The sequence below is a fragment of the Helicobacter pullorum NCTC 12824 genome (assembly GCF_017979475.1).
Lineage (GTDB): Bacteria > Campylobacterota > Campylobacteria > Campylobacterales > Helicobacteraceae > Helicobacter_D > Helicobacter_D pullorum.
Map to the genome: position 1 here is coordinate 38,124 of NZ_JAERIT010000001.1, position 21,360 is coordinate 59,483.

Genomic DNA, 21,360 nt, shown 5'->3' on the forward strand with positions numbered 1-21,360 from the left:
ACTATTCCTTTTGTTTTTTGAAGATTTAAATCCTAATAATTATATACTATTTGCTTAGAATCTATGCTAAATTAATATAGCTTTGGATATAATGTTGCAAAAATTTTTGAGCTTTGAGAAATGAGAATTGATAAATTTTTGAATGCAGTTAATATTACAAAAAGGCGAACTATCGCTCAAGATATGATTGAAAATGGGGTTGTAAAAATCTCTGGAATAAGCGTCAAAGCAAGTAGAGATGTAAAAGTGGGCGATGTGATTGAAATTGCCTTCTTAGAAAAGCCGAGATTCTTTGAAGTATTGCAAATTCCCACACAAAAAACAATCAAAAAAAACGAATCGCATTTGTATTATAAAGAAATTATAAAATAAAGGCGAATTGTGATTTGTTGTGCAGGTAAAATTGAAAATTTTTCTTTTGCCAAAAGCATAGGGGTTGGATTGATAGAAAGTGCGATAAACCTTACTCAATGTATATTTTATGAAAAGCCCAGCGAGATTGTGTTTGTAGGGACTTGTGGTTGTTATGATGATTCTAAACCTTTGTTGGAAATCTTTGAATCCCAAAGTGCAACTAACATTGAACTTTCTTTTTTGCAAAACAATTCTTACACCCCTTTGGATAATTGCATTAGTTTAGAAAATGTTTCACATGAAACATTAACAAAAAATATTGTCAATTCCAGCAATTATATCACCACAAATAAAGAACTTGCACAGAAATTTATCAAACTTGGAATCTTATATGAAAATATGGAATTTTTTAGCGTTTTACAGGTAGCTAAAACTTATCAGATTCCAGCTTTGGGAGTTTTTTGCAGCACAAATCATATTCACAAAGAGGCTCAAAAAGAATTTTTTAGCAACCATAAAATTGCTATGAATAAGCTAGAAGAATATATTAGAGACAAGAAAAATGGATAAAAAAAATATTTTTGGATTAACATTAGAAGAATTAACGCAATCATTAAATGGGTTTCCAAAATTCCGTGCTAAGCAAATCTATCATTGGCTTTATGTGCGTTATGAAAACAACTTCGACAAAATGGAAAATCTTCCCAAAAATTTACGGGAATTTCTCAAGCAAGATTTTACAGGCGATTTAGTAAGCATCGCAAAAAAGGAACAAAGCAGTGATGGGAGTGTGAAATATCTCTTTAGAACCGCGGATAATCTTACCTATGAAGCAGTTTTTTTGAAAATGAAAGAAGATAAATTCACACTTTGTCTTTCTTCCCAAATCGGTTGCAAAGTTGGTTGTAGCTTTTGCCTCACGGCTAAAGGTGGATTTGTGCGGAATCTAAGTGCGGGAGAAATGGTTTATCAAGTTTTCGCAATCAAAAAAGACCAAAATATCCCTAGCAACAAAGCTGTAAATATTGTTTATATGGGAATGGGAGAGCCATTAGACAATTTAGAAAATGTATCAAAGTGTATTCAAATTCTATCAGAACTTGATGGTTTGAGCATTTCAAGACGCAGACAAACCATCTCTACAAGCGGAATCGCTCCCAAAATCAAAAAACTAGGTGCTTTGAATCTAGGTGTGCAATTAGCAATTTCTCTACATGCCGTCGATGATGAGCTAAGAACCAAACTAATGCCTATTAACAAAGCCTATAACATTCAAAGCGTTATTGATGAAGTGGCTATTTTCCCTATTGATACACGCAAAAGAGTAATGTTTGAATACCTTATGATTGATGAAGTGAATGATAGTTTGGAATGTGCTAAAAAACTCGTAGCATTGCTTAACAAAATCAAAGCAAAAGTCAATCTTATCTATTTCAATCCCCACGAAGGAAGTCCATACAAAAGACCTAATAAAGAGAAAGTAGAAGCCTTTAGGGAATTTCTGCTCAAAAAAGGGCTTTTATGCACCATACGCGAATCTAAGGGCTTAGATATTAGTGCAGCTTGTGGGCAGCTAAGAGAAAAGGAGTTGGCTAGTGAGTAACTTAGATATTGTTTTGCTCGTGTTTTTGGTGGTGGTTTTTGTCGTGGGAATGGGAGCGTTCTTATATTATGCCTACAAAAACAATTAATCCCAAATCTATGTCAATAAAATTATTCTAAAAGGCACAAAATATCACAGATTCCTTATGATTTTAGAGATAAAAATACCACTTTAGTCCATATTTGTTGTAGCGTGGATAGCCACCATTTTTTGATACAATTGCAAAAACTTTACCCCCAAAAATCTTTTTGTGGATTTTTCTATAATCCCAATATCCACCCTTATGAAGAATATCAAATGCGCCTAAAAGATGTCCAAAGAAGCTGTGAAATGCTCGGAATCCCACTTATTGTTGGCGAATATGATTTAGATTCTTGGCTTTGTGGGACAAAAGGCTTAGAAGATGCTCCAGAGAAAGGGGAGCGTTGCTCATATTGTTTTGATTATCGCTTAGAAAAAAGCGCAAAAATCGCCAAAGAAACGAATTGCATTGAATTTACTACAACACTTCTTGCAAGCCCTATGAAATCACAAAATGAACTATTTGCACAAGGCAAAACCATAGCCCAAAGGCATCAATTAGCATTTTTGCCCATTGATGTGCGTAGCAATGGTGGAACCAAGATTCAAAATGAGCTTGCAAAAGAGGCAAATCTTTATCGCCAAAATTATTGTGGTTGCTTTTTTGCGCTAACTAAACAAAGAGAAAAATCTCACAAAACTCCATTAGAGCTTGTTTCTACTCTCACACTTCCAAAAGATTCACGCAATATACCAAGTTTGCGTCTCAAGAATTTTCAAACAAGAGAAGAGCTAGAAAACTCCAATAAGCCCTATCATCTTATCAAAAGAAAGATTCAATGTTATCGATTACTAAAAGGCATTTTAGTCCAAGATTCTCAAAGCATTCCTAGTTTTATTTGTAGCCATTCTATGCTCAACAAACCCACTAAAGCAAAAATAGAATTTTGGGAAAATGGCGTAGGTTATGCCTCCAAAGAAGGAATTTTGTTCTTAGAATTTGAAGTTTTTAAAGAATTTCTTGATAAAAAAGATTTTGAATCTCTCATCAAAGAAGGACTAGATGAATCCATTCAACTCGCATTGCGTCAAAAACTCTATCCACAGGGCTTTTTAATCTCGCCTATCTTGATTATCAAAAACAAAATTTACGGAGATTTTACACTAGAGATTCAATACATTTTACAAGAAGAAATGATAGAGGATTTTATTTCTTAGCTTTGGTTTATAAACACAAATTTGTACCACCTACAAACCAAACTTTTGCCAAAAGCAACTTACCCCAAACAAATCCTCCCAAAGCCCAAAAGCAATAGTTATTACCTTTGTATTTTGTAAATCACGATTTATCATTACCAAAACAAGAGATGGACAGTAAAGCCCTAATCTAGACAAATGCAAATCAAGCTAAGCAAGAGTTAGAAATAAACCCCCACACTCGCATAAAGTCTATCTCTTCTTCTGCCATCATTAGCAAGTTTAGTAACCGCCTTTGCCAAGTCTAATTTCACATAAAACATATTTGGTTTCATATAAAGCAGTTCAAGCCCAGCAGCATCGATAAACAAGTCATTTTTATCACCTCTGCCTGCCACGCCAATAGCATTGTTTGGATAATTGTCATTCCAGCCATATGCAAACTCATAAAATGGCGTTACATAAAAGTTTGGATTCACCACATTTGCCCTCAATCCAAAAGTTGCTAATACCATATTATCAACTTCACCAAATCCATTAGTATAAGCTCTTACTCCATAAGGACCACCCAAAGATGCTGTTTCACTAGAATCAAGCTCAAAGCCACCAATATCTTGTTGATAGCTTACATTAATGATGTGTGTAAGCTTCTCATTAAAATAATAAGAATTGCTCAAATAAGCATTGAATTTCCAAAACTCATCCATTGCTTTACTAAAAGTCAAAAGCTCACTATCTGAGACAACATCTCCATAAGTCAATCTTAGATTATAACTAAAAATATTATTAGGAATCTCTCCAAAAGTCCCTTCTACACCAATATATCCAGAATCGCTATGTTTATTGAAATTTACGCCAAAATCGCCATAAATATCTTCTAGTTTTCTATGGGTATATCCTCCAATTAGATAAAGAGAATTCACAGTATTGATAAACACAGGATAAGACAAATCCACACCAATATCAAGGGAAGTTCCATAAGCATTAAGACTACTATATGGTCCTCCTAGCTCATAGTTTCCACGGCTGATTCTAGGAGATATTTTGAGATTTCCCAAAAATGTAGTATAAGTTGCACCATAATTTTTTTGGATTTCATCGCTCAATTGTGCAAAAAGATTCAAAGAATCTCCAAACCCCAGCACATTATTTAATTGTCCGCTAACCCCCATACGATAAACTCCGGCTCCTTCTGTCCCGTAGTTATCAAAAAACAACATTGCACTAGCCTTGGTAGAATCTTCTACATCAATGACAACATCTGTTGTCCCATACTCTTTTCCAGCGGTTAGCGTTCCTTTAGCTTGCACGCCATACATTTCATTGATTCTATAAATCACATCTTCTAATTCTCTTGTTCTTAAAATTTTACCCTTTAGAGAATCTCTAAGCTTAGAAGTAATCGCCCAATCCCTAGCTTGTGAGTAATTTCTCACTTGATATTCACCCAATTTCCCTATCATAATATTAATATGAATAGTGTCTGTAATTTCTTGTTGAGGAATATAAGCTGTTGCTGATGGATAGCCATTATATTGAAAATAATAAGAAACAATATTAGCAATCTCTTGCAAAGTTGAAACATTTAAATCAGAAACTTTCAATGCCACAATCGATTCGCTAAGCCATTGTTCATTGATTCCTAAATCCTCTAAAGTGATTGTTTTATCCCCATCTTTAGTGTCAATAGAAAATTCATATTTAAACCGAAAATCTTGGTCTTGGCGCATTACCAATCCATCTTTGCCCATTTGCTCATCTTGTTTGTTTTGTATCTCTTTTTTGCCAGATTCTTTGTTTGAATCTTGAGGTTGCGTAGTTTCTTGCTTATTTTGCTGCTCTATCTTTAAGGGAGATTGTCTATTTTTCAAAGTATTTTGAATATTCTTGTTTTGTGGAATATCTCTATAAGGTGAAATCTCTATCATTTCTTCGATTGCTTTAGCATCTGATTGACTTACTGCAAAAGCATTGCAAGATAATAAAGCTGCAAGTGTAGAGCTTATTAAAATCGGATATTTTTTCATAAAAAACCTTTTTTATAATTTCAAAGTAACTTATGCCAAATACATTAGCATCTAATTTTTTACTTTTGGCAAATGTGAAATATAAGTGCTAACTGCTTCAATTTCGGCATTTGTAAAACGCCAATTTTTCATATTAGCATACATAATTACCTTAGCTCCTCCATTATCTGCAGTTCCAGCAACATATCCCTTTAATTGCTCGACAAGATAATCCTTATCCATTCCGCCAATTGTAATTCCTCTTTTACTGCCCGGTGCTACTTTTTCTCCATTTTGTCCATGACAAGCAATACACTTTTTATAGATCTCTGCACCTTCTTGATACACCAATGCATTTTCTGCTGCAAAACAAAAGCCTGATATAACCATTAATGCTACTAATTTTTTCATTGATTGTCTCCTTTATTTGATTTTTTCTGAATATTAAACACTTGTTATTTTATTAACCTCCTTATTTTAGATTTCTGCATAAATTGTTCTTCCATCATCGCCCAATGAAAGCTTGATAGGAATTACTTTCAATCCAGCTTTTTGCAGTTGTGGAATCTCGCTATATTTGAAAGTATTTTTGTTTTTGGATATTGTTTCTAAAAGATTACTTACTTCTGCGGAAGTAAGGTTATTGCCATCTATATCGCTAAAACCTCCCATACTTGTAATAAGAGGTATTTTGCTTCCTTTTTTGGGCGCATTATCCCCCTTCCTCAACAAAAGAGAGATGATTGCTTCTGATGAAAGATTGATAGGTGATTCTAAACTAACAGCAAAGCTTGTTTTATTATCCTTGTGATAGATAAAACTATAATGTTCAAAATTATTAATTACCTTTGCGTGCATATGTTTTTCTAAAATCAAATGATTATCATCTGTAAGTTGCCCCAAAGAAGGTGCAGGAACTGTGATAATATCTGCATTGCTCTTAGAATAGCTTGGAACTCTAATGATACTGCCACTTAATGCACTAAGAATCGTATTTCTATGCATTTCCACATCTCCGCCAATATACAAAGTATTTGCATAAGACAATGCTAAATTACTCTCTGCATTTGGTAAAGCACTCGCAGCAATATAAATATAATCTTCATCAGGATTATATTCTCCAATTTGTATATTTTCGATACTTAAAACATTATGGTATGTGCTTGCACCTACCCCGCCAACTAATACAAGTCCAGAATTTTCTCTATCAGCATTAAAACTGACATTATTAAAAATCACTTGATTGTCATAAGCCTCTACTTCTCCACGAATTCCATAAATATTCAGCCTAGAAGTCGCCCAATAATTACTCGCCCTAAAAACATTCCCTTTTGCTACATTAACTGCTTTGATATACACACTGCTTTCTTTATCTTGACTTTCACCAGAAGATTGTGCCTCTACATTATGATAGCTTATAGTATTATCATAAACATTGATTGCAGTTAATCCAGATTTTATATTTTTCCTACCAAAAACATTATCAAGGCTGACTTTATTTCCTTTTGCCTCTTCAGGATAATGGATAGAGCCTTCAAAATCCTCGCTCCAAGTAGCATATACATACAAAGGCAATGCCACTTGAGAATCTTTAAAATCTACTATATTATTATTTGCTTTACCAGCCAAAGTTCTACCTGCTATGATATTCACTCTATCATTGATATTATCTGTCCCATCAATAACTGTTAAATTATTGCGAATCTTAATTGTATTATTGCTGGCACCATCACTTGCATACGCACCATAAAATCCAAAGCTATTTTGTCTTAGATAAGTTGCTGTAATTTGCAATGGTGATTTTAATGCTACATCCAAAACATTATCCTCTGCTTTGCCCTCTAAAGCATATCCTCCAAAAAACTCATAAATGCCTTGGACTTTTACCCCTTTGCTAACTCTACTTAGAGATGGCACATTATTTAAGATAATTTTATTCCCATTTGCGTTTCCTTTCGCAGTTTTCCCGCCAAAAAATTCGCCAAAGAAAATTGAATCATAAAAAAATAGCTTTGATTCATCGACTTTTAACCCCAAATTAAAAGAATCAATCAATAAAGTATTATTGATTGCATTATGATTTTTACCATCATCTACATCAATGAATGCCCCAGCAATATGTGCAGCTGAATAAGAAGAATACACTCCACTTGGACCATGCATAATAAAGCGTGTTCCATTCAAATGCACTTGATTGTCTCTAGCACTTCCATTTTGTGCCAAACCTCCGATGATATGTGTGATTCTCTCATCAAAAACAAATTCATTAGTTTCTGTCATACCATAAGGCGTAATATGAAAATCCATCTCTGCACCACCAAAAGCAACAACCTTATTGCCTCTAACTTCACCACCTATTGTAACTCCACCTGCGACATAAGGAGCGCCATTTAATTGCAAACTATAAGTATCATCAACTCCCATATTGATATAACTTCCCTCTCTTAGCTCTACAATATTAAAGTTTGCATTTCCTTTGTTGGCAATTGCTGCTGTGATGAGATAATTAAAATTATCCTCTTTTTTCTTTTTTGGGGGTTTATTGTTATTTTTAATCACACTTGGCTTAATAAAATTTACAGAACTCAACTCCCCTTCTTTAAGCACTAATTTATTATTAGTAGCACTTCCCATAGAAGAATACCCAGCTACCAAAAATGGCACAACATAGATAGGATGCAATTCCCTATTAGATGAAACTGCGGCATGGGTGCCTTGTATGGAAATAATTTCTTTTTGAGAGATATTAGGAGTGAGAATCTGCATTGCTCGTTCTTGATTAGAAGAGTTTGGATTTTTAGGATTATAAAATTCCAAACTTACCCCATCTACAGCCCCTTTTTGAAATATTCCATAATAATTTTTGCCATTAACTTTTTTGAAAATACTCTCTTTAGAATCCCACACTTGCGAATCCAAAAAGACATTTTTGGGAGTTTGATAGCTTTTTGCCCCGATTTTATTTGCTTGTTCAGCTGCAAACAAAACATTGCTTGTTGTCAGACTTACACAAACAAATATCCCCAAAATCCCATTTTTTGACAAAGGATAGCCTCTCATCATTCCTCCTTGATTATCAAATTTGTAAATAGTAAATCATAATTCAAAATATATTAAAAATAAATTAAAAATATACTTTATTTGATTAATATATTTATCTTTAATTTATATATTTTAATTTAACTTAAAATATATATAACTAATACTACTATTTACTTTATTTATCTTTAATAATATAGATAATATTAAATATTTTCTTTAATATATCGTATTTAAAGAAATTAAATAATTTAGCTATTTATCTTAAAAATATCTAATACACTAATTAAACTTATTATGATATTGCAAAATAGTGATAATTTCTTTTATTATAATATCCTTTTATAAAGATATATAATATTCATAATATACTATATTTGCAATATCTACTTTACACACTTGAAAAATATATTTATCTTGTAGCCTCTCTCCACCTCCTATATCTTAATACTTTAGAATCTTAAAATACAATTCAATTTAATCTTAGAAATATCATTCAATTATTTAAAAGTATTGAATCTCTTTTAAGATTCTAAAAAGATTCAAAGTTTAAATGTTTATTTTGTATTAGAGTTTATAAAATAATCAAACAAGAATAAAAAGAAGTTTTTATTGCATTGTTTATTTTGAATCTTTTTAAAATCTCTTCAATATTTTTATTATTAGTATCTATTTAGCTTAGGATTAACCTAAGCTAATAGGATTAATTAATTAATTAATAAGTAATCGCCATACAAGGATTATTTGTCTTAGCATTATCACTTACAATACATAATCTACCTCTTTCTTTTCCATCTTCTACAATGGCTTCTTGTTTTTCTTGTGCTGGGAGGATTAGTATTGCTTCTTTAGAGGCTAAGTCTGCTATTTTTTGTAAATTATTTGGAACATCTGGATTATTCTCTTTTGTTGGGTCATCTCCCACTTCTTCTTTTGTTGGTGGAGTAAGAGCTGGTTTGTCTTCTAAAATAATGCTATCTATTTTTGAGAGAATATCATTCCCACTAAAGCTAAAAGTTCCTCTAATATCATCAAAGCCACTATCCTCTTTAATAGAATATTCTTTATAAAGACGAGTAAGATAATCTCTATCCTCTCCCTTTAGTGTTTCTAAAACACCAAGAGCTTGAATATAAGATTCATTAATAGTTTTTACCATTCCATTATAAATACCCTCTAAGGTCTCATAAGGCAATTTAGCTTCTAATGCTTCTTGATAATATTTTTGAGCTGCTTTAATTCTTTGTTTTAGAGATTCTAGGATTTGGATATTTTTAATCATAGAATCCAATCTACCATTTAAATCTCCACTAATAAAATTACCTAAATCTTTAAGAGAAGTAGAGATATAAAAAGATTTATCATAAAAATCTTTATAATTTGTATCCCCTTTAAATTTATTCCCTAATCCATTTTCTCCATAAAAGGCAACTAAGAAATCCATTGATTGTCTAATAGATTCTTTTGTAGATTCATCCAAAGAAGAAGATATAAGATAGCTATTTATTGCATTAAAATAATCTTGGAGAGTGTTTGCATTATTAAGAGATTCTGCTAAATTGCTTAGCACTTCTCTATTATCAATGTTTATGCCATATTTTCCATTTAAAATATCATTGATAATCTCTTGCAAGATTGAAACACTAAAATCACTGCCCTCTAAGACAACATTACCCAAATCAATGTTTGGAAGACTTGGGTCTGTATCTATTGAAGGTGGAATAATAGAGGGAGGGGTTACATTTGCCCCTGTGGTGTTAGTGAAATAGTAATAATAATTTCCACTAGAGTCTTGAGTGTATTTGATATTATTAGATTCAAAAGCACCGCCTAAATTGTTTTGTTGTTCTAAGGCTGTTTGGAAGTCTTTAATGCCTTGAGTGGAATCAGTGTAAGTATAAAGGTTGATTTTATTGGTTTCTGGAGTAGTTGGATTAATAGTTTGATTGTAGAAAGCACTATTACTACTATCTGCATCTTTTATGGGATTAGCCAAGCTTGAATCAGGATTGGCATTGTAGTAAATATGGACATTGTTAAAGGCTATACCGTTATTAATGTTTCCGTAGAATTTGCCTACTGATACATTTGCTAGATTAGTTCCATTTGCAATAATAGTTGCATCAGGATTAAAGTAGAGGTAAATGTTATTAAAGGTACTATCTGCACTATCCCCTACAAATCCGCCACTATAAGCATTAATATAAGCATTGCTTTCTTTCTTTCCAGTAGAGACTACTTCTTTTATATTATTTAAAACCACATTACCAATATTGCTTTTATTTATGCTCCCAGCAAAACCTCCTGAAGCAATATCATTTAAATGCTGAGTAACATTCATCCGCACATTATTTACTCCATTGGTACTTATTTTGCTTATATCATTTAAAACTACACTATCAATCGTACTATTTTCTATCCCCCCAACAAATCCACCAGCAAAAATTCTATTCGTTCCATGCCCAACTTGGTTACCATTCTTTATACTCGCATCAACAACCACTTCTCCAATATTGCTTAAAGTAATATTGGAGAAAGTCCCATTATTAATATATCCTGCAAATCCTCCTGCCATAACTTCAAGAGAATACATTGGGTCTTTATCAAAACTACTAGATGCTATTTTTACAATATCCTCTAAAACAATATTTGAAACATCAATACTTCCATTTGTGCCATTGATATACCCAGCAAAACCGCCAGCATAAACATTATTCATTGAAGATAAAGTTGATGTGTTTCCACTTATGGCAGTTTCTATTATTCCAATATTTTTTACAACAACATTAGAGATTTTTACTGAACCTAAATTTTGATTGTTTGTTTGCACGCCAATATGTCCTACAAATCCACCTGCATAATTAGCATTTTTTGCATTTCCACCTGTAATTTTTATTTCTCCAATATCTTCTAAAACAATATTTGAAATATCAATACTTCCTTTTTGAGAGCCATTGATAAACCCAACAAAACCGCCGGCATAGCTGGTCCCATTTTCATTTGCAATTTTTATCGATTCAATATTCCCTAAAGCAATATTTGAAATATTTCCCGAACTTGAGCTAGAACCAATATGTCCTACAAATCCACCCACTGCAATATCTCCAGTGCTACCTGAAACCATTATTGTTATATTGGAGTTTTTTAAATCTATTTTGTCTAATGTTAGATTTTTTTGATAACTACCTCCAACAATTCCAGCAAAACCTCCAATCTTAATATAGTCATTGCCTCCAGACGAATTAGATCTTTTAACAGCAATATCTATATATCCTTCCAAAATAATATTAGAAAACGTTCCTCCGCCGCCTTTAATATTTCCAAAACCACCTATTTCCATGCTTGAATAGGAACTTGTATTAATAACATCTATTTTAATATCTTTTATGGATATATTATTAAAGCTTTTGGCACTAGAAATATTAGTAGCAAAACCACCAATATAATAATGACCACCATTAGCTTTTATTGTTACCTTATCCAAAGATATATTATTATATGTGGCACCTCCACCATCTGAAGCGACAAATCCAGCAACTCTGTCAATTCCATTATTAACAGCATTTATATTCATATCAGAAACAACAATATCTGAAATTGAAGTTTGATTCTCTACATGAGCTATAACTCCACCAACACTTCCTTCAGTATCAATTGTAACCCCATTAACATTGAAATTTCCAAAATACCCACTATTTACCCATCCAAAAATACCAGTATAACCCCTATTTGTAGAATCTGTTTTCATTGTAACATTGCTTAGAGTGTGTCCATTGCCATCAAAATTTGCCCATAATTGAGTCGCTATATTTTTGCCATTAATAAAATGTTCACCACCCACTATCATACTTCCAATCAATGTTTTACCTTGACTATTTACAATAGTATGATTTGCATAATTTTTCACATCACTAAAATCAATATCCCCTACAAGCCTAAACTCATCATAACCACCACCAAAATCAAAATTAGGATTACCACCATTTGGGTCAAATACTCCTGTATTCAGAGCGTTTGCAAAATAAAACCATTCTTCTACATTAGCTTTAGAATTTCCCATATTACCTATAGTAATGGCCTTTTTGAATATCTTTCCATTGGTTTGGAGTTTTCCACTATCGCTTATGAAGTTATAACCATTCTCATAATATTTATTCATTTGCATTTGAATATAACCTTCTTTAAAGGCAGTAGCATAAATATCTTTTCCACCAGAATCAATAGCAGACATATCAATATAAACTTTATCTCCAGTTATTTGAATAGAATTATCTATGCTCGTATTTGAATTTCCTCCCTTATTCTCTAGCTTTCCTCCTCTTATATCCACGGTGTTACCAATTAGTGTAATTCCCTCATTTGCCTTTATATGCCCTAGATTCACTACATTGCCTTTATTAGGTTTATACACAGGGGAGAAAGAAGCTCCATTGGTTGTTCCATTTGCTTTAAATTGATTTAATTCTAATTCACTTAAAGCAGAAGTAGAAGCAATGAATTTATTTGCATTAATATTTGCATTTTGTCCTATTAATACACCACTTGGATTAACTAAATAGATATTATTGCCATTGCCATTAAGATTACCTAATATTTGTGAAGCCTTGTTAGAATAATCAAGATTTAAAAAAGAAGCTTGTTGTTTATGGCTTGTATTAAAATTAACACTTTCTCCTTTATTAATATTAAATCCACCACCCCAAGCAATAATATGGTTTGTATTATTCCCTGTGATATTCATTTCTTTACCATTAACTTTAATACTTCCACTACCATGAGTGAATTTACCTCCACTAGGTAAAGCTACTAAGGATTGAGATAAAACAATACTAGCTACAATAGAGATTCCTATTTTAGTGATTGTTGTTTTAGATTGTTTGGATTGAATAGAATTAGAATCTTTGATTGATTCTAATTTAATTGAATCTTGAATCTTAGAATTAGATTCTTTAGAAAGATTAGAAGATTGAATCTTATTTAGATTCTTTGCAAGTTCTTTAGAGTTTGAGTTTTTAAGAGTATTGAGAGTATTTAAAGAGTTAATTAAAGGCTGATTTGCCCCCCCCCCCCCATACTACAACAGAATTAGGATTGTTTGACATTTTGGGTCCTTTTTGAAAAATTATTTGTAAAATCATCTTACAAATTGAGAACATTATAATATATTTTAAATTAATTTTGGAAAAAATAAAAAGAAAAATCGTAGGTAAATTAAAATAATTCCTAATAAAAAACAAAAGTTAAAGAACTTTTTGTTCTTTATTTTGGAATAGCCGTATAATATTTGGAATATGCTTATAAAAAATAATCACCGCTACTAAGACAAGTGGAGCATGGCTATGTATATGTGGAATATCTGGATGCAAAACAAAACTCATAATCACCCCAAACAAAACTCCAAACAAAGAAGCTAAAGATGAGATTTTCAAAAACTTCCCTACCAAAAACCAAACCACTAATCCCAAAATAGCTTCTATGGGTAAAAATACACCAATTGCCCCTACACTTGTAGCAACACCTTTGCCCCCTTCAAACTTCAAAAATGGGCTAAAACAATGTCCAACCACTGCCAAAAATGCAATCATCCATTGTGCTTCATAAGTAAGACCAAAAAACTTTGCAGCTAAAATAACAATGATTCCCTTTAACGCATCACTAATAATCGTTAAAATCGCAAGTTTTTTTGCAAGTTTTGGATTAATTTCTTTTAAAGAACGCAAAACATTTGTCGCTCCAATACTACCACTTCCTACTTCACGGATATTAACTCCACCAAAAACTTTAGCATAAATAAGCCCAAAAGGAATCCCACCTACTAAATAAGCAATAAGATAGAAAATCCCATTAATACTTGTAAAAAAATCAATAATTCCTGATAATAAAACCATTTATTTCCCTATACATCTAAATGTTTTACATCTTTTGCATGAGCTTGGATATATTCGCGTCTTGGCTCAACCTCATCTCCCATAAAGAGTGAAAAGACATCGCTTGCTTCTTCCACATCTTTGATTTCTACACGAATCAAACGGCGATTTTCTGGAGTCATCGTAGTTTCCCAAAGTTGCTCTGGATTCATTTCTCCCAAACCTTTATACCTTTGGATATCCGCGCCTTTTTTGCTGCTTTCTTCTATTTTTTCTAGCATTTCTACTGGATCATTGCCCTGCAAAAACTCTAAATTGCGTTCTTTTAATTTGCCATAAACAAAATGTGCTTCTTCAAAAAGCGGATGAGTAAATAATTCATCATCAATTTTAATATCTACCAATCCTGAATCTGTTTGCACATAGAGATGAATCCTTTGCTCATCTAACATTTCATTTAGGATATTAAAATTCAAACTTTGGATTTTTTGTTTGATTTGTTCATACAATTCTTGATTTTTCATACCAATCAAATCTGGATTTTCAATAAAATGCCGCACAATTTCAATGAGCTGGAATCGTTTTTCTAATTCATTAAGTGTAGAGCGATAATGAGCTACAATTTTGAAAAATTCTATTAAATCCTTTGTCCCAATCCCTTGAAATTCAAAATTTTCAATGCCATTTTCGATTAAATATTCACTCAAAGCTTTCTCATCTTTGAGATAAATTTCTTTTTTGCCTTTTTTGAAACGATACAAAGGTGGTTGTGCAATATACAAATAACCTGATTCAATAATGCCTCGTAAATAACGGAAGAAAAATGTCATCAAAAGAGTTTGAATATGGCTACCATCGACATCAGCATCGGTCATAATAATGATTTTGTTATAGCGAATTTTACTAATATCAAAATCTTCCCCAATCCCACAACCAAGAGCAGTAATAAGATTTTTAATTTCTTCACTTTTTAAAATCTTATCAAGGCGACTTTTTTCAACATTCAAAATTTTCCCTCTTAAAGGCAAGATTGCTTGATAAACCCTATCTCGCCCTTGCTTTGCACTACCTCCCGCAGAATCTCCCTCTACCAAATAAATCTCTGAAATGCTAGGATCTTTGCTTTGGCAATCAGCAAGTTTCCCAGGCAGCGTTCCTACACTAAAAGTTTCTTTTTTGCGTGTGAGTTCCCTTGCTTTTTTGGCTGCTTCCCTTCCTCTTGCTGCCAAAAGTGCTTTTTGCATAATCGCTTTTGCTTCATTTGGATTTTCTTCAAAGAATTTTGTGAGTTTCTCAAAGGTAAGTTTTTGCACGATTGGACGCACGAAAGAACTTCCTAATTTTCCTTTTGTTTGCCCTTCAAATTGAGGATCTACGACTTTGACAGAAACAATCGCTACTAATCCCTCTCGGATATCTTCACCTGTGATTTTAGAATCTTTTTCCCTTGCATTTGCATTAGCTTCAATATAATTTGTAATTACGCGGGTTAAACCCATTCTAAAACCTGATTCGTGAGTTCCACCATCTATGGTTCGAATATTATTAACAAAACTCAAAACTTTTTCATCAAAGCCATCATTATAAGCTAAAGCAATTTGCATTTCTACATCATTTTCTAGCCCTTCAAAACTAATAATTGTAGAAATAAGAGGCTTTTTATTTAAATCACTTACAAATTGATTTAAACCTCCTTCAAAATGATAAGTTTCCTCGAAATTATCTCGTTCATCTTTAAAATGGATTGTAATTTGTTTGTTAAGATAGGCTAATTCTTTGAAGCGTTTGGCTAAGATTTCTCTTTGGAATTCTGTAACTTCAAAAATTGTTCCATCAGGAATAAATTCAATAGTTGTTCCGTTTTCTTTGCATTCACCAATGATTGTTAATTCATCTTGTGGAATCCCTTGTGCAAAATTTTGGCGATAAATCTGTCCATTTTTGTAAATAGTCATTTGCAAAGATTTTGAAAGAGCATTAACAACAGAAACTCCAACTCCATGCAAACCACCAGAAACTTTATAAGAATCTTGGTCAAACTTCCCACCTGCATGAAGCACTGTTAAAACCACTGTTGCAGCAGGAATATTTTCAGTAGGGTGAATATCCACTGGGATTCCGCGTCCATTATCTTTGATAATCGCACTTCCTTCTTTGGTTAGAGTGATAGAAATTTCATTACAATACCCTGCCATTGCCTCATCAATAGAATTATCTACAACTTCATAAATAAGATGATGCAATCCATTAATATTGGTATCCCCAATATACATTCCCGGTCTTTTTCTAACAGCCTCTAAACCCTTTAATACTTTAATACTACTACCTGAATATTGTTTATTTTCCATTCATTTCCTTAGCTAAAATTACAGATATTTTAAAGAATAATTGGCATAACTACGGTTGAAAAGTTTCCATTTTTTAGGACAAAAGGTGCATTTTTGCCATTTAATCCCCAAATAAATTCTACTGAATCAATTTGACTTAAAAAGTCTAATACATGGCGAGAATTGATACCGATTTCAATTTCTTCTGTGATAGGTAAATTGATTTCAATTTGAGTTTGTGCTTCTGAATTGTCTTGACTTAAAGATTCAAAAAGAATTTCATTAGGTCTAAAGGTTAATTTCACATCATTAGTTACAGAATTGATTACTTTGATTCCTTCAATGATACTAGATTTTTGGAGGACTAATTCTGTTTGAATCTCTTTTGGCAAGATTTTCTCATAATCTGGGAATTTACCATTAATAAGATGAGAAAAGAAAATATAATTTTGTGATTTGATGATGATATTTCTTTCGTTATAAAATAATTCAATATTATCAAAAAACAATCTTTGGATTTCTGTGATAGCTTTTTTGGGGAAAATTAATGCTAAATTATTTCCTGAAGCATTATCGAATTTTACCATTGCTAAGCGTTTAGTATCTGTTGCAACAAAATTATAAGAATATTCTTTGATATCTAACAAAGCTCCATTAAGCTCTCTTTTTTGATTGTTAATATCAATAACAGGGAATATTTTTTTCATTGAAGAAATGAGCTCTAAGGAATTGATTTCTAATTTGGGTAAGGTTTCATATTCTGGGAAAGTTGGGAATTCTTGTGCATTAAACATTGGTAATTTAAAGGAGCTTTTGTTTTGTTTAATGTGTAAATTTTCGTTGTTAGTATAGAGATTAACCTCACCTTCTTTTAATCTTTTGATAATATCTAGGATTTGTTTTCCATTGACAGTTGCGATTCCTTGTTCATTGATAGTAAGAGAATCTGTCATACTGCATAACCCCATTTCAAAATCAGTTGCTTTGCAAATTAGTTGATTATCTCGTGTTTCTAAATAAATATGAGAAGTGATTTGACTAGAATCTTTTTTGTCCAAGAAAGGTTGTAAAGCAGTGAATATATTGTCTAAAACGCTGTTTTGTAAGGTAATGTTCATAGTAAAGCTCCTTTTATTTTAAAATTTAGAAGTATTAGTAGAGAGGTTGAAAAGTTGAATAACTACTAAGAATTCCTAAATTTTGGTTGTTTTTTGTGTGAATTTTTTGTTATTTGTTTTTCACATAATTTCACTATTTTAGCAAAAGTTTGTTTAAAAGTTTCAAATTATGGTTACTTGATTTTATTTTTTAGTTCTTCAATAATTGTTTTGAAGTTTGGATTTTTGTTGATTTCTTCTTGAATACTTTTCATTGCTTTGCTTACTGTGCTATGATCTTTCATTCCAAAGTAATTTGCCAAAGAAGGCATAGAATTTGGCGTGAGAGTGCGAGCTAGGTAAATAACGATTTTTCTAGCAGTTACGATATTTTTAGAGCGACTTTTGCTACGAATATCTGATGGTTTGATATTATAATATTTAGAAACTATTTCAATGATTTCGTCCATATCAATGTTTTCTTTTGTTTCTTTGATATATTCTTTGAGAATATCTCTTACAAAGTCAATAGTTACTTCTTGGACATTAGTGACATTAATTGAGAAGTTAAGTTTTACCAAAACCCCTTCAATCTCTCGGATATTATCATTGATATTTGCAGCAATAAAGTCAATAACTTGGGGCGTCAAATGAATCCCATCTAATTCACATTTAGCATTAATAATATTGATTTTGGTTTCTAATTCTGGAGGTTGTATATCTGCTAGAAGTCCTGAAGTGAAACGAGTTTTTAATCTTTCTTCCAAACCATCCATATTTTTTGGAGGTCTATCAGAAGTCAAAACAATTTGTTTATTATTTTTTTTGAGTTCATTGAAGGTGTGAAAAAATTCTTCTTGAATTTGATTCTTGCCACTCAAAAATTGTATATCATCAATAAGCAAATAATCACAAGCACGATATTTTTCACGGAATCTATCCATAGTGTTGTTGCGAATATGGAGTAAATAATCATTTAAAAATTGTTCGCTTGTTGTGTAAATTACAGATTTTCCAACATTGACATTAGCATTCCCAATGGCATTTAGCAAATGTGTTTTGCCAAGCCCGGTATTTCCATAAATCATTAGAGGATTATAGATTGTGCTTTGATTTTGTGCCACTGCTTTTGCAACATTGAAAGCAAAACTATTAGAATTTCCTACAATAAAAGAATTAAAAGTCAAAGAAGGATTGAGATTTGTAGCATTTTGAATTTTTTTTGTATTGTGTTTGTTGTCTTTTTTTTTGTTGGGGTTAAAAACTTCAATAATAATTTCGGGTTTAAAGCCATTTTGTATTTCAAAAAGTTGTGCAATTTTGCTAGCGTATTTGGTTTTTATCCAGCTAGCAATAATTGTATTTGGAGCATTAAAAATAATTCTATCATCGCGTGAATATTTTTCATTAAAATGAAGCTGATTGATATAATTATCAAATTCAAAAGGTGTAATTTCTTTTTTAAGTTGCAATAAAATAGGGTGCAAAATAACCTCAATATTTATAAATTTAGTTATTCACATTCTGTGAATATTATGTGAAAAACTTTTGTTTTTAGATTTTATCTAAGAGTTGCTAAAAATTTAATAATCTGTATTTTTATCATCAGGTGTGATAAAAAAGGATTGATATTCTAATCCTTTTTTATTTGAGTAAATTATTGAGAGATTTTATCTAAAATTGCATTGAATGTTGTGCTTGGACGCATAATAGCATTGCATTTAAAATCATCAAATTTATAATAACCACCCAAATCTACTTTGTTGCCTTGAGTGTTAATGTATTCTGCTCTTATAATGTCTTGTTTATTTTCTAATTCTTCTGCAATAGGTTTAAAGAAATCTCGTAAATTTGTATCTTTATCTTGCATAGCTAGTGCTTTGGCAAAATACATTGCTAGATAAAAATGGCTTGTGCGGTTGTCATCTTCTTTGACTTTTCTTGAAGGTGCTTTGTTATTATCCAACCATTGTGCAATCGCTTCATCAAGGCAATTTGCTAGAATCTGTGCTTGAGTATTATTCATTTTTTGTGCAAAAAATTCTAAACTTGCTTGTAGTGCTAGGAATTCTCCCAAACTATCCCAACGCAAATGGTTCTCTTCTACAAGTTGTTCAACTTGTTTTGGCGCACTTCCACCAGCCCCTGTTTCAAACATCGCTCCACCATTTAGCATAGGCACAACAGAAAGCATTTTTGCACTAGTTCCAAGTTCTAAAATCGGGAATAAATCTGTAAGATAATCGCGTAAAACATTGCCTGTAATAGAAATGCAATTTTTCCCTGCACGGATAAGTTTTAGAGATTCTAAACAAGCTTCTTTTGGAGCTAGAATCTTGATATCTTTGCCTTTTTCTTTTAGTCTAGTTTGCACTAAATCTATCATAATTTTATTGCTAGGGCGTTTAGAATCTAGCCAAAAAATCGCTTCATCTCCGCTAATTTCAGCTCTTTGTATGCCTAAATCAATCCAATTAATCACCGCATCATATTTTGCTTGATTTGCTCTATAAATATCACCTTTTTGCACTTTATGTTCTAAAAGAGTATTTCCTTTTTCATCAATGATTCTAAAAACCCCTTCATCTGGAGCGACAAAAGTCTTGTCATGTGAGCCATATTCTTGTGCTTTTTTAGCCATTAAACCTACATTAGAAACACTTCCCAAACTTCTAGGATCAAGTGTGCCATTTTGGTGTAAATCTTCAATTACAGCTTCATAAATGGTTGCATAGGTTTTATCTGGAATGAGTGCATTAGTATCGCATTCTTTGCCCTCTTTATCCCAAAGCTTCGCACCATTTTTGAGCATCGCAGGCATTGAAGCATCGACAATTACATCACTAGGTATATGAAGATTTGTAATCCCTTTGTCAGAATTTACCATAGAAAGTGGAGCATTATTGGCTAAAATTTCATTATATTTTGCTAGAATCTCTACCTTTTTGGGAGAATGCTCTATTTTGCTAAGAAGTTCAGAAATTCCATTATTTGGATTGATTCCGAGTTTTGTAAATTCTTCGCTAAATTCTTTGAATAGTTCTTTGAAATAAGCTTTTAGGGCATAGCCAAAGATGATTGGATCGCTTACTTTCATCATTGTGGCTTTTAAATGCAAAGAAAGTAAAATATTTTCTTTTTTGCAAACTTGGATTTGTTCATCATAAAACGCACTTAAATCCGCCACACTCATAAAAGTTGCATCTAAAATTTCATTTTTTTCTAATTTTAATCCTTCTTTTAATACGATACTTTTGCCATTGTTATCGATAAATTCAATTTTTGCAGTGGTTGGATTTTGGATTAAAATTGCTTTTTCATTATCAAAGAAATCTCCCTTTTGCATATAAGAAACTCGACTTTTTGAGTTTTTATCAAAAGGAATTACTTTGTAAGGATTTTTTTTGGCATATTCTTTTACGGCTTTTGTGCAGCGTCTATCAGAATTTCCTTGACGCAAAACAGGATTTACAGCAGAGCCAAGCACTTTTTGATATTTTTCTTTAATCGTTTTTTGTTCATCATTTTGCGGTTCATCAGGAAAATCAGGGATTTTAAAACCTTTTTGCTGCAATTCTTTAATCGCTGCTTTTAGTTGAGGTATAGAAGCAGAAATATTAGGGGTTTTGATGAGGTTTGCATCAGGCATTTCTACTAAATTACCAAGCAAGGTTAGTTCATCTTTGTAGCCATTTTCTGGGAATTGTGCCAAGATTCTAGCAGCAAGTGAAATATCTGAAGTTTCAACTTCAATATTTGCTTTTTTTAAGAATGCTTTGACAATAGGCAAAAACGAATAAGTTGCTAGTGCTGGAGATTCATCGGTAAGTGTGTAGGTAATTTTCATAA

General features: G+C 32.0%; 13 protein-coding genes. 4 read left to right on the top strand and 9 right to left on the bottom strand.

The features are described from left to right. The first annotated feature begins 120 nt into the window (after nt 1-120). From JJQ98_RS00220 to JJQ98_RS00235, 4 genes are all read left to right on the top strand, one after another. Entirely contained in the window at nt 121-372 is a 252-nt protein-coding gene (locus JJQ98_RS00220) for an RNA-binding S4 domain-containing protein (RefSeq protein ID WP_005021750.1), read from the top strand. A gap of 9 nt (nt 373-381) precedes the next feature. Then, nucleotides 382-924, top strand: coding sequence for a nucleoside phosphorylase-I family protein (locus JJQ98_RS00225; protein WP_054194854.1), 543 nt, complete (start codon nt 382-384; stop codon nt 922-924). Beyond that, nucleotides 917-1,957: a dual-specificity RNA methyltransferase RlmN gene (gene rlmN / locus JJQ98_RS00230; protein WP_005021748.1), complete on the top strand. Its 1,041-nt coding sequence runs from the start codon at nt 917-919 to the stop codon at nt 1,955-1,957. The genes JJQ98_RS00225 and rlmN overlap by 8 nt, the downstream gene beginning before the upstream one ends. A gap of 180 nt (nt 1,958-2,137) precedes the next feature. Further along, nucleotides 2,138-3,196 carry an epoxyqueuosine reductase QueH gene (locus tag JJQ98_RS00235; protein WP_345719220.1) on the top strand — a complete coding sequence of 353 codons (1,059 nt, stop codon included), beginning with the start codon at nt 2,138-2,140 and terminating at the stop codon, nt 3,194-3,196. 200 nt (nt 3,197-3,396) lie between these two features. Here the strand turns inward: JJQ98_RS00235 and JJQ98_RS00240 are convergent, their stop codons facing one another. From JJQ98_RS00240 to JJQ98_RS00280, 9 genes are all read right to left on the bottom strand, one after another. Beyond that, complete coding sequence (locus JJQ98_RS00240) at nt 3,397-5,202, bottom strand: ShlB/FhaC/HecB family hemolysin secretion/activation protein (protein ID WP_151104949.1); 1,806 nt, start codon at nt 5,200-5,202, stop codon at nt 3,397-3,399. 51 nt (nt 5,203-5,253) lie between these two features. Then, nucleotides 5,254-5,592, bottom strand: coding sequence for a c-type cytochrome (locus JJQ98_RS00245; RefSeq protein ID WP_005021744.1), 339 nt, complete (start codon nt 5,590-5,592; stop codon nt 5,254-5,256). 66 nt (nt 5,593-5,658) lie between these two features. Next, a complete protein-coding gene (locus tag JJQ98_RS00250) occupies nt 5,659-8,244 on the bottom strand; it encodes a hypothetical protein (RefSeq protein ID WP_247596629.1) in 2,586 nt (861 codons plus the stop codon). Between the two features lie 691 nt (nt 8,245-8,935). After that, nucleotides 8,936-12,961, bottom strand: a complete 4,026-nt coding sequence (locus tag JJQ98_RS00255; RefSeq protein ID WP_151104950.1) for a filamentous hemagglutinin N-terminal domain-containing protein — start codon at nt 12,959-12,961, stop codon at nt 8,936-8,938. Between the two features lie 499 nt (nt 12,962-13,460). After that, nucleotides 13,461-14,108, bottom strand: a complete 648-nt coding sequence (gene plsY, locus JJQ98_RS00260; protein WP_005021737.1) for a glycerol-3-phosphate 1-O-acyltransferase PlsY — start codon at nt 14,106-14,108, stop codon at nt 13,461-13,463. Between the two features lie 8 nt (nt 14,109-14,116). Then, the gene (gene gyrB / locus JJQ98_RS00265) at nt 14,117-16,435 is read right to left on the bottom strand and encodes a DNA topoisomerase (ATP-hydrolyzing) subunit B (protein ID WP_054195243.1); all 2,319 of its coding nucleotides are present in this window, start codon (nt 16,433-16,435) and stop codon (nt 14,117-14,119) included. A 29-nt stretch (nt 16,436-16,464) separates the two neighbouring features. Next, complete coding sequence (gene dnaN, locus JJQ98_RS00270) at nt 16,465-17,532, bottom strand: DNA polymerase III subunit beta (protein WP_005021734.1); 1,068 nt, start codon at nt 17,530-17,532, stop codon at nt 16,465-16,467. Between the two features lie 173 nt (nt 17,533-17,705). Then, complete coding sequence (gene dnaA / locus JJQ98_RS00275) at nt 17,706-18,998, bottom strand: chromosomal replication initiator protein DnaA (protein WP_151104951.1); 1,293 nt, start codon at nt 18,996-18,998, stop codon at nt 17,706-17,708. A gap of 170 nt (nt 18,999-19,168) precedes the next feature. Beyond that, nucleotides 19,169-21,358 (bottom strand): NADP-dependent isocitrate dehydrogenase, encoded by a 2,190-nt coding sequence (locus tag JJQ98_RS00280; RefSeq protein WP_151104952.1) that lies wholly within the window; start codon nt 21,356-21,358, stop codon nt 19,169-19,171. Between the last annotated feature and the right edge of the window lie 2 nt (nt 21,359-21,360).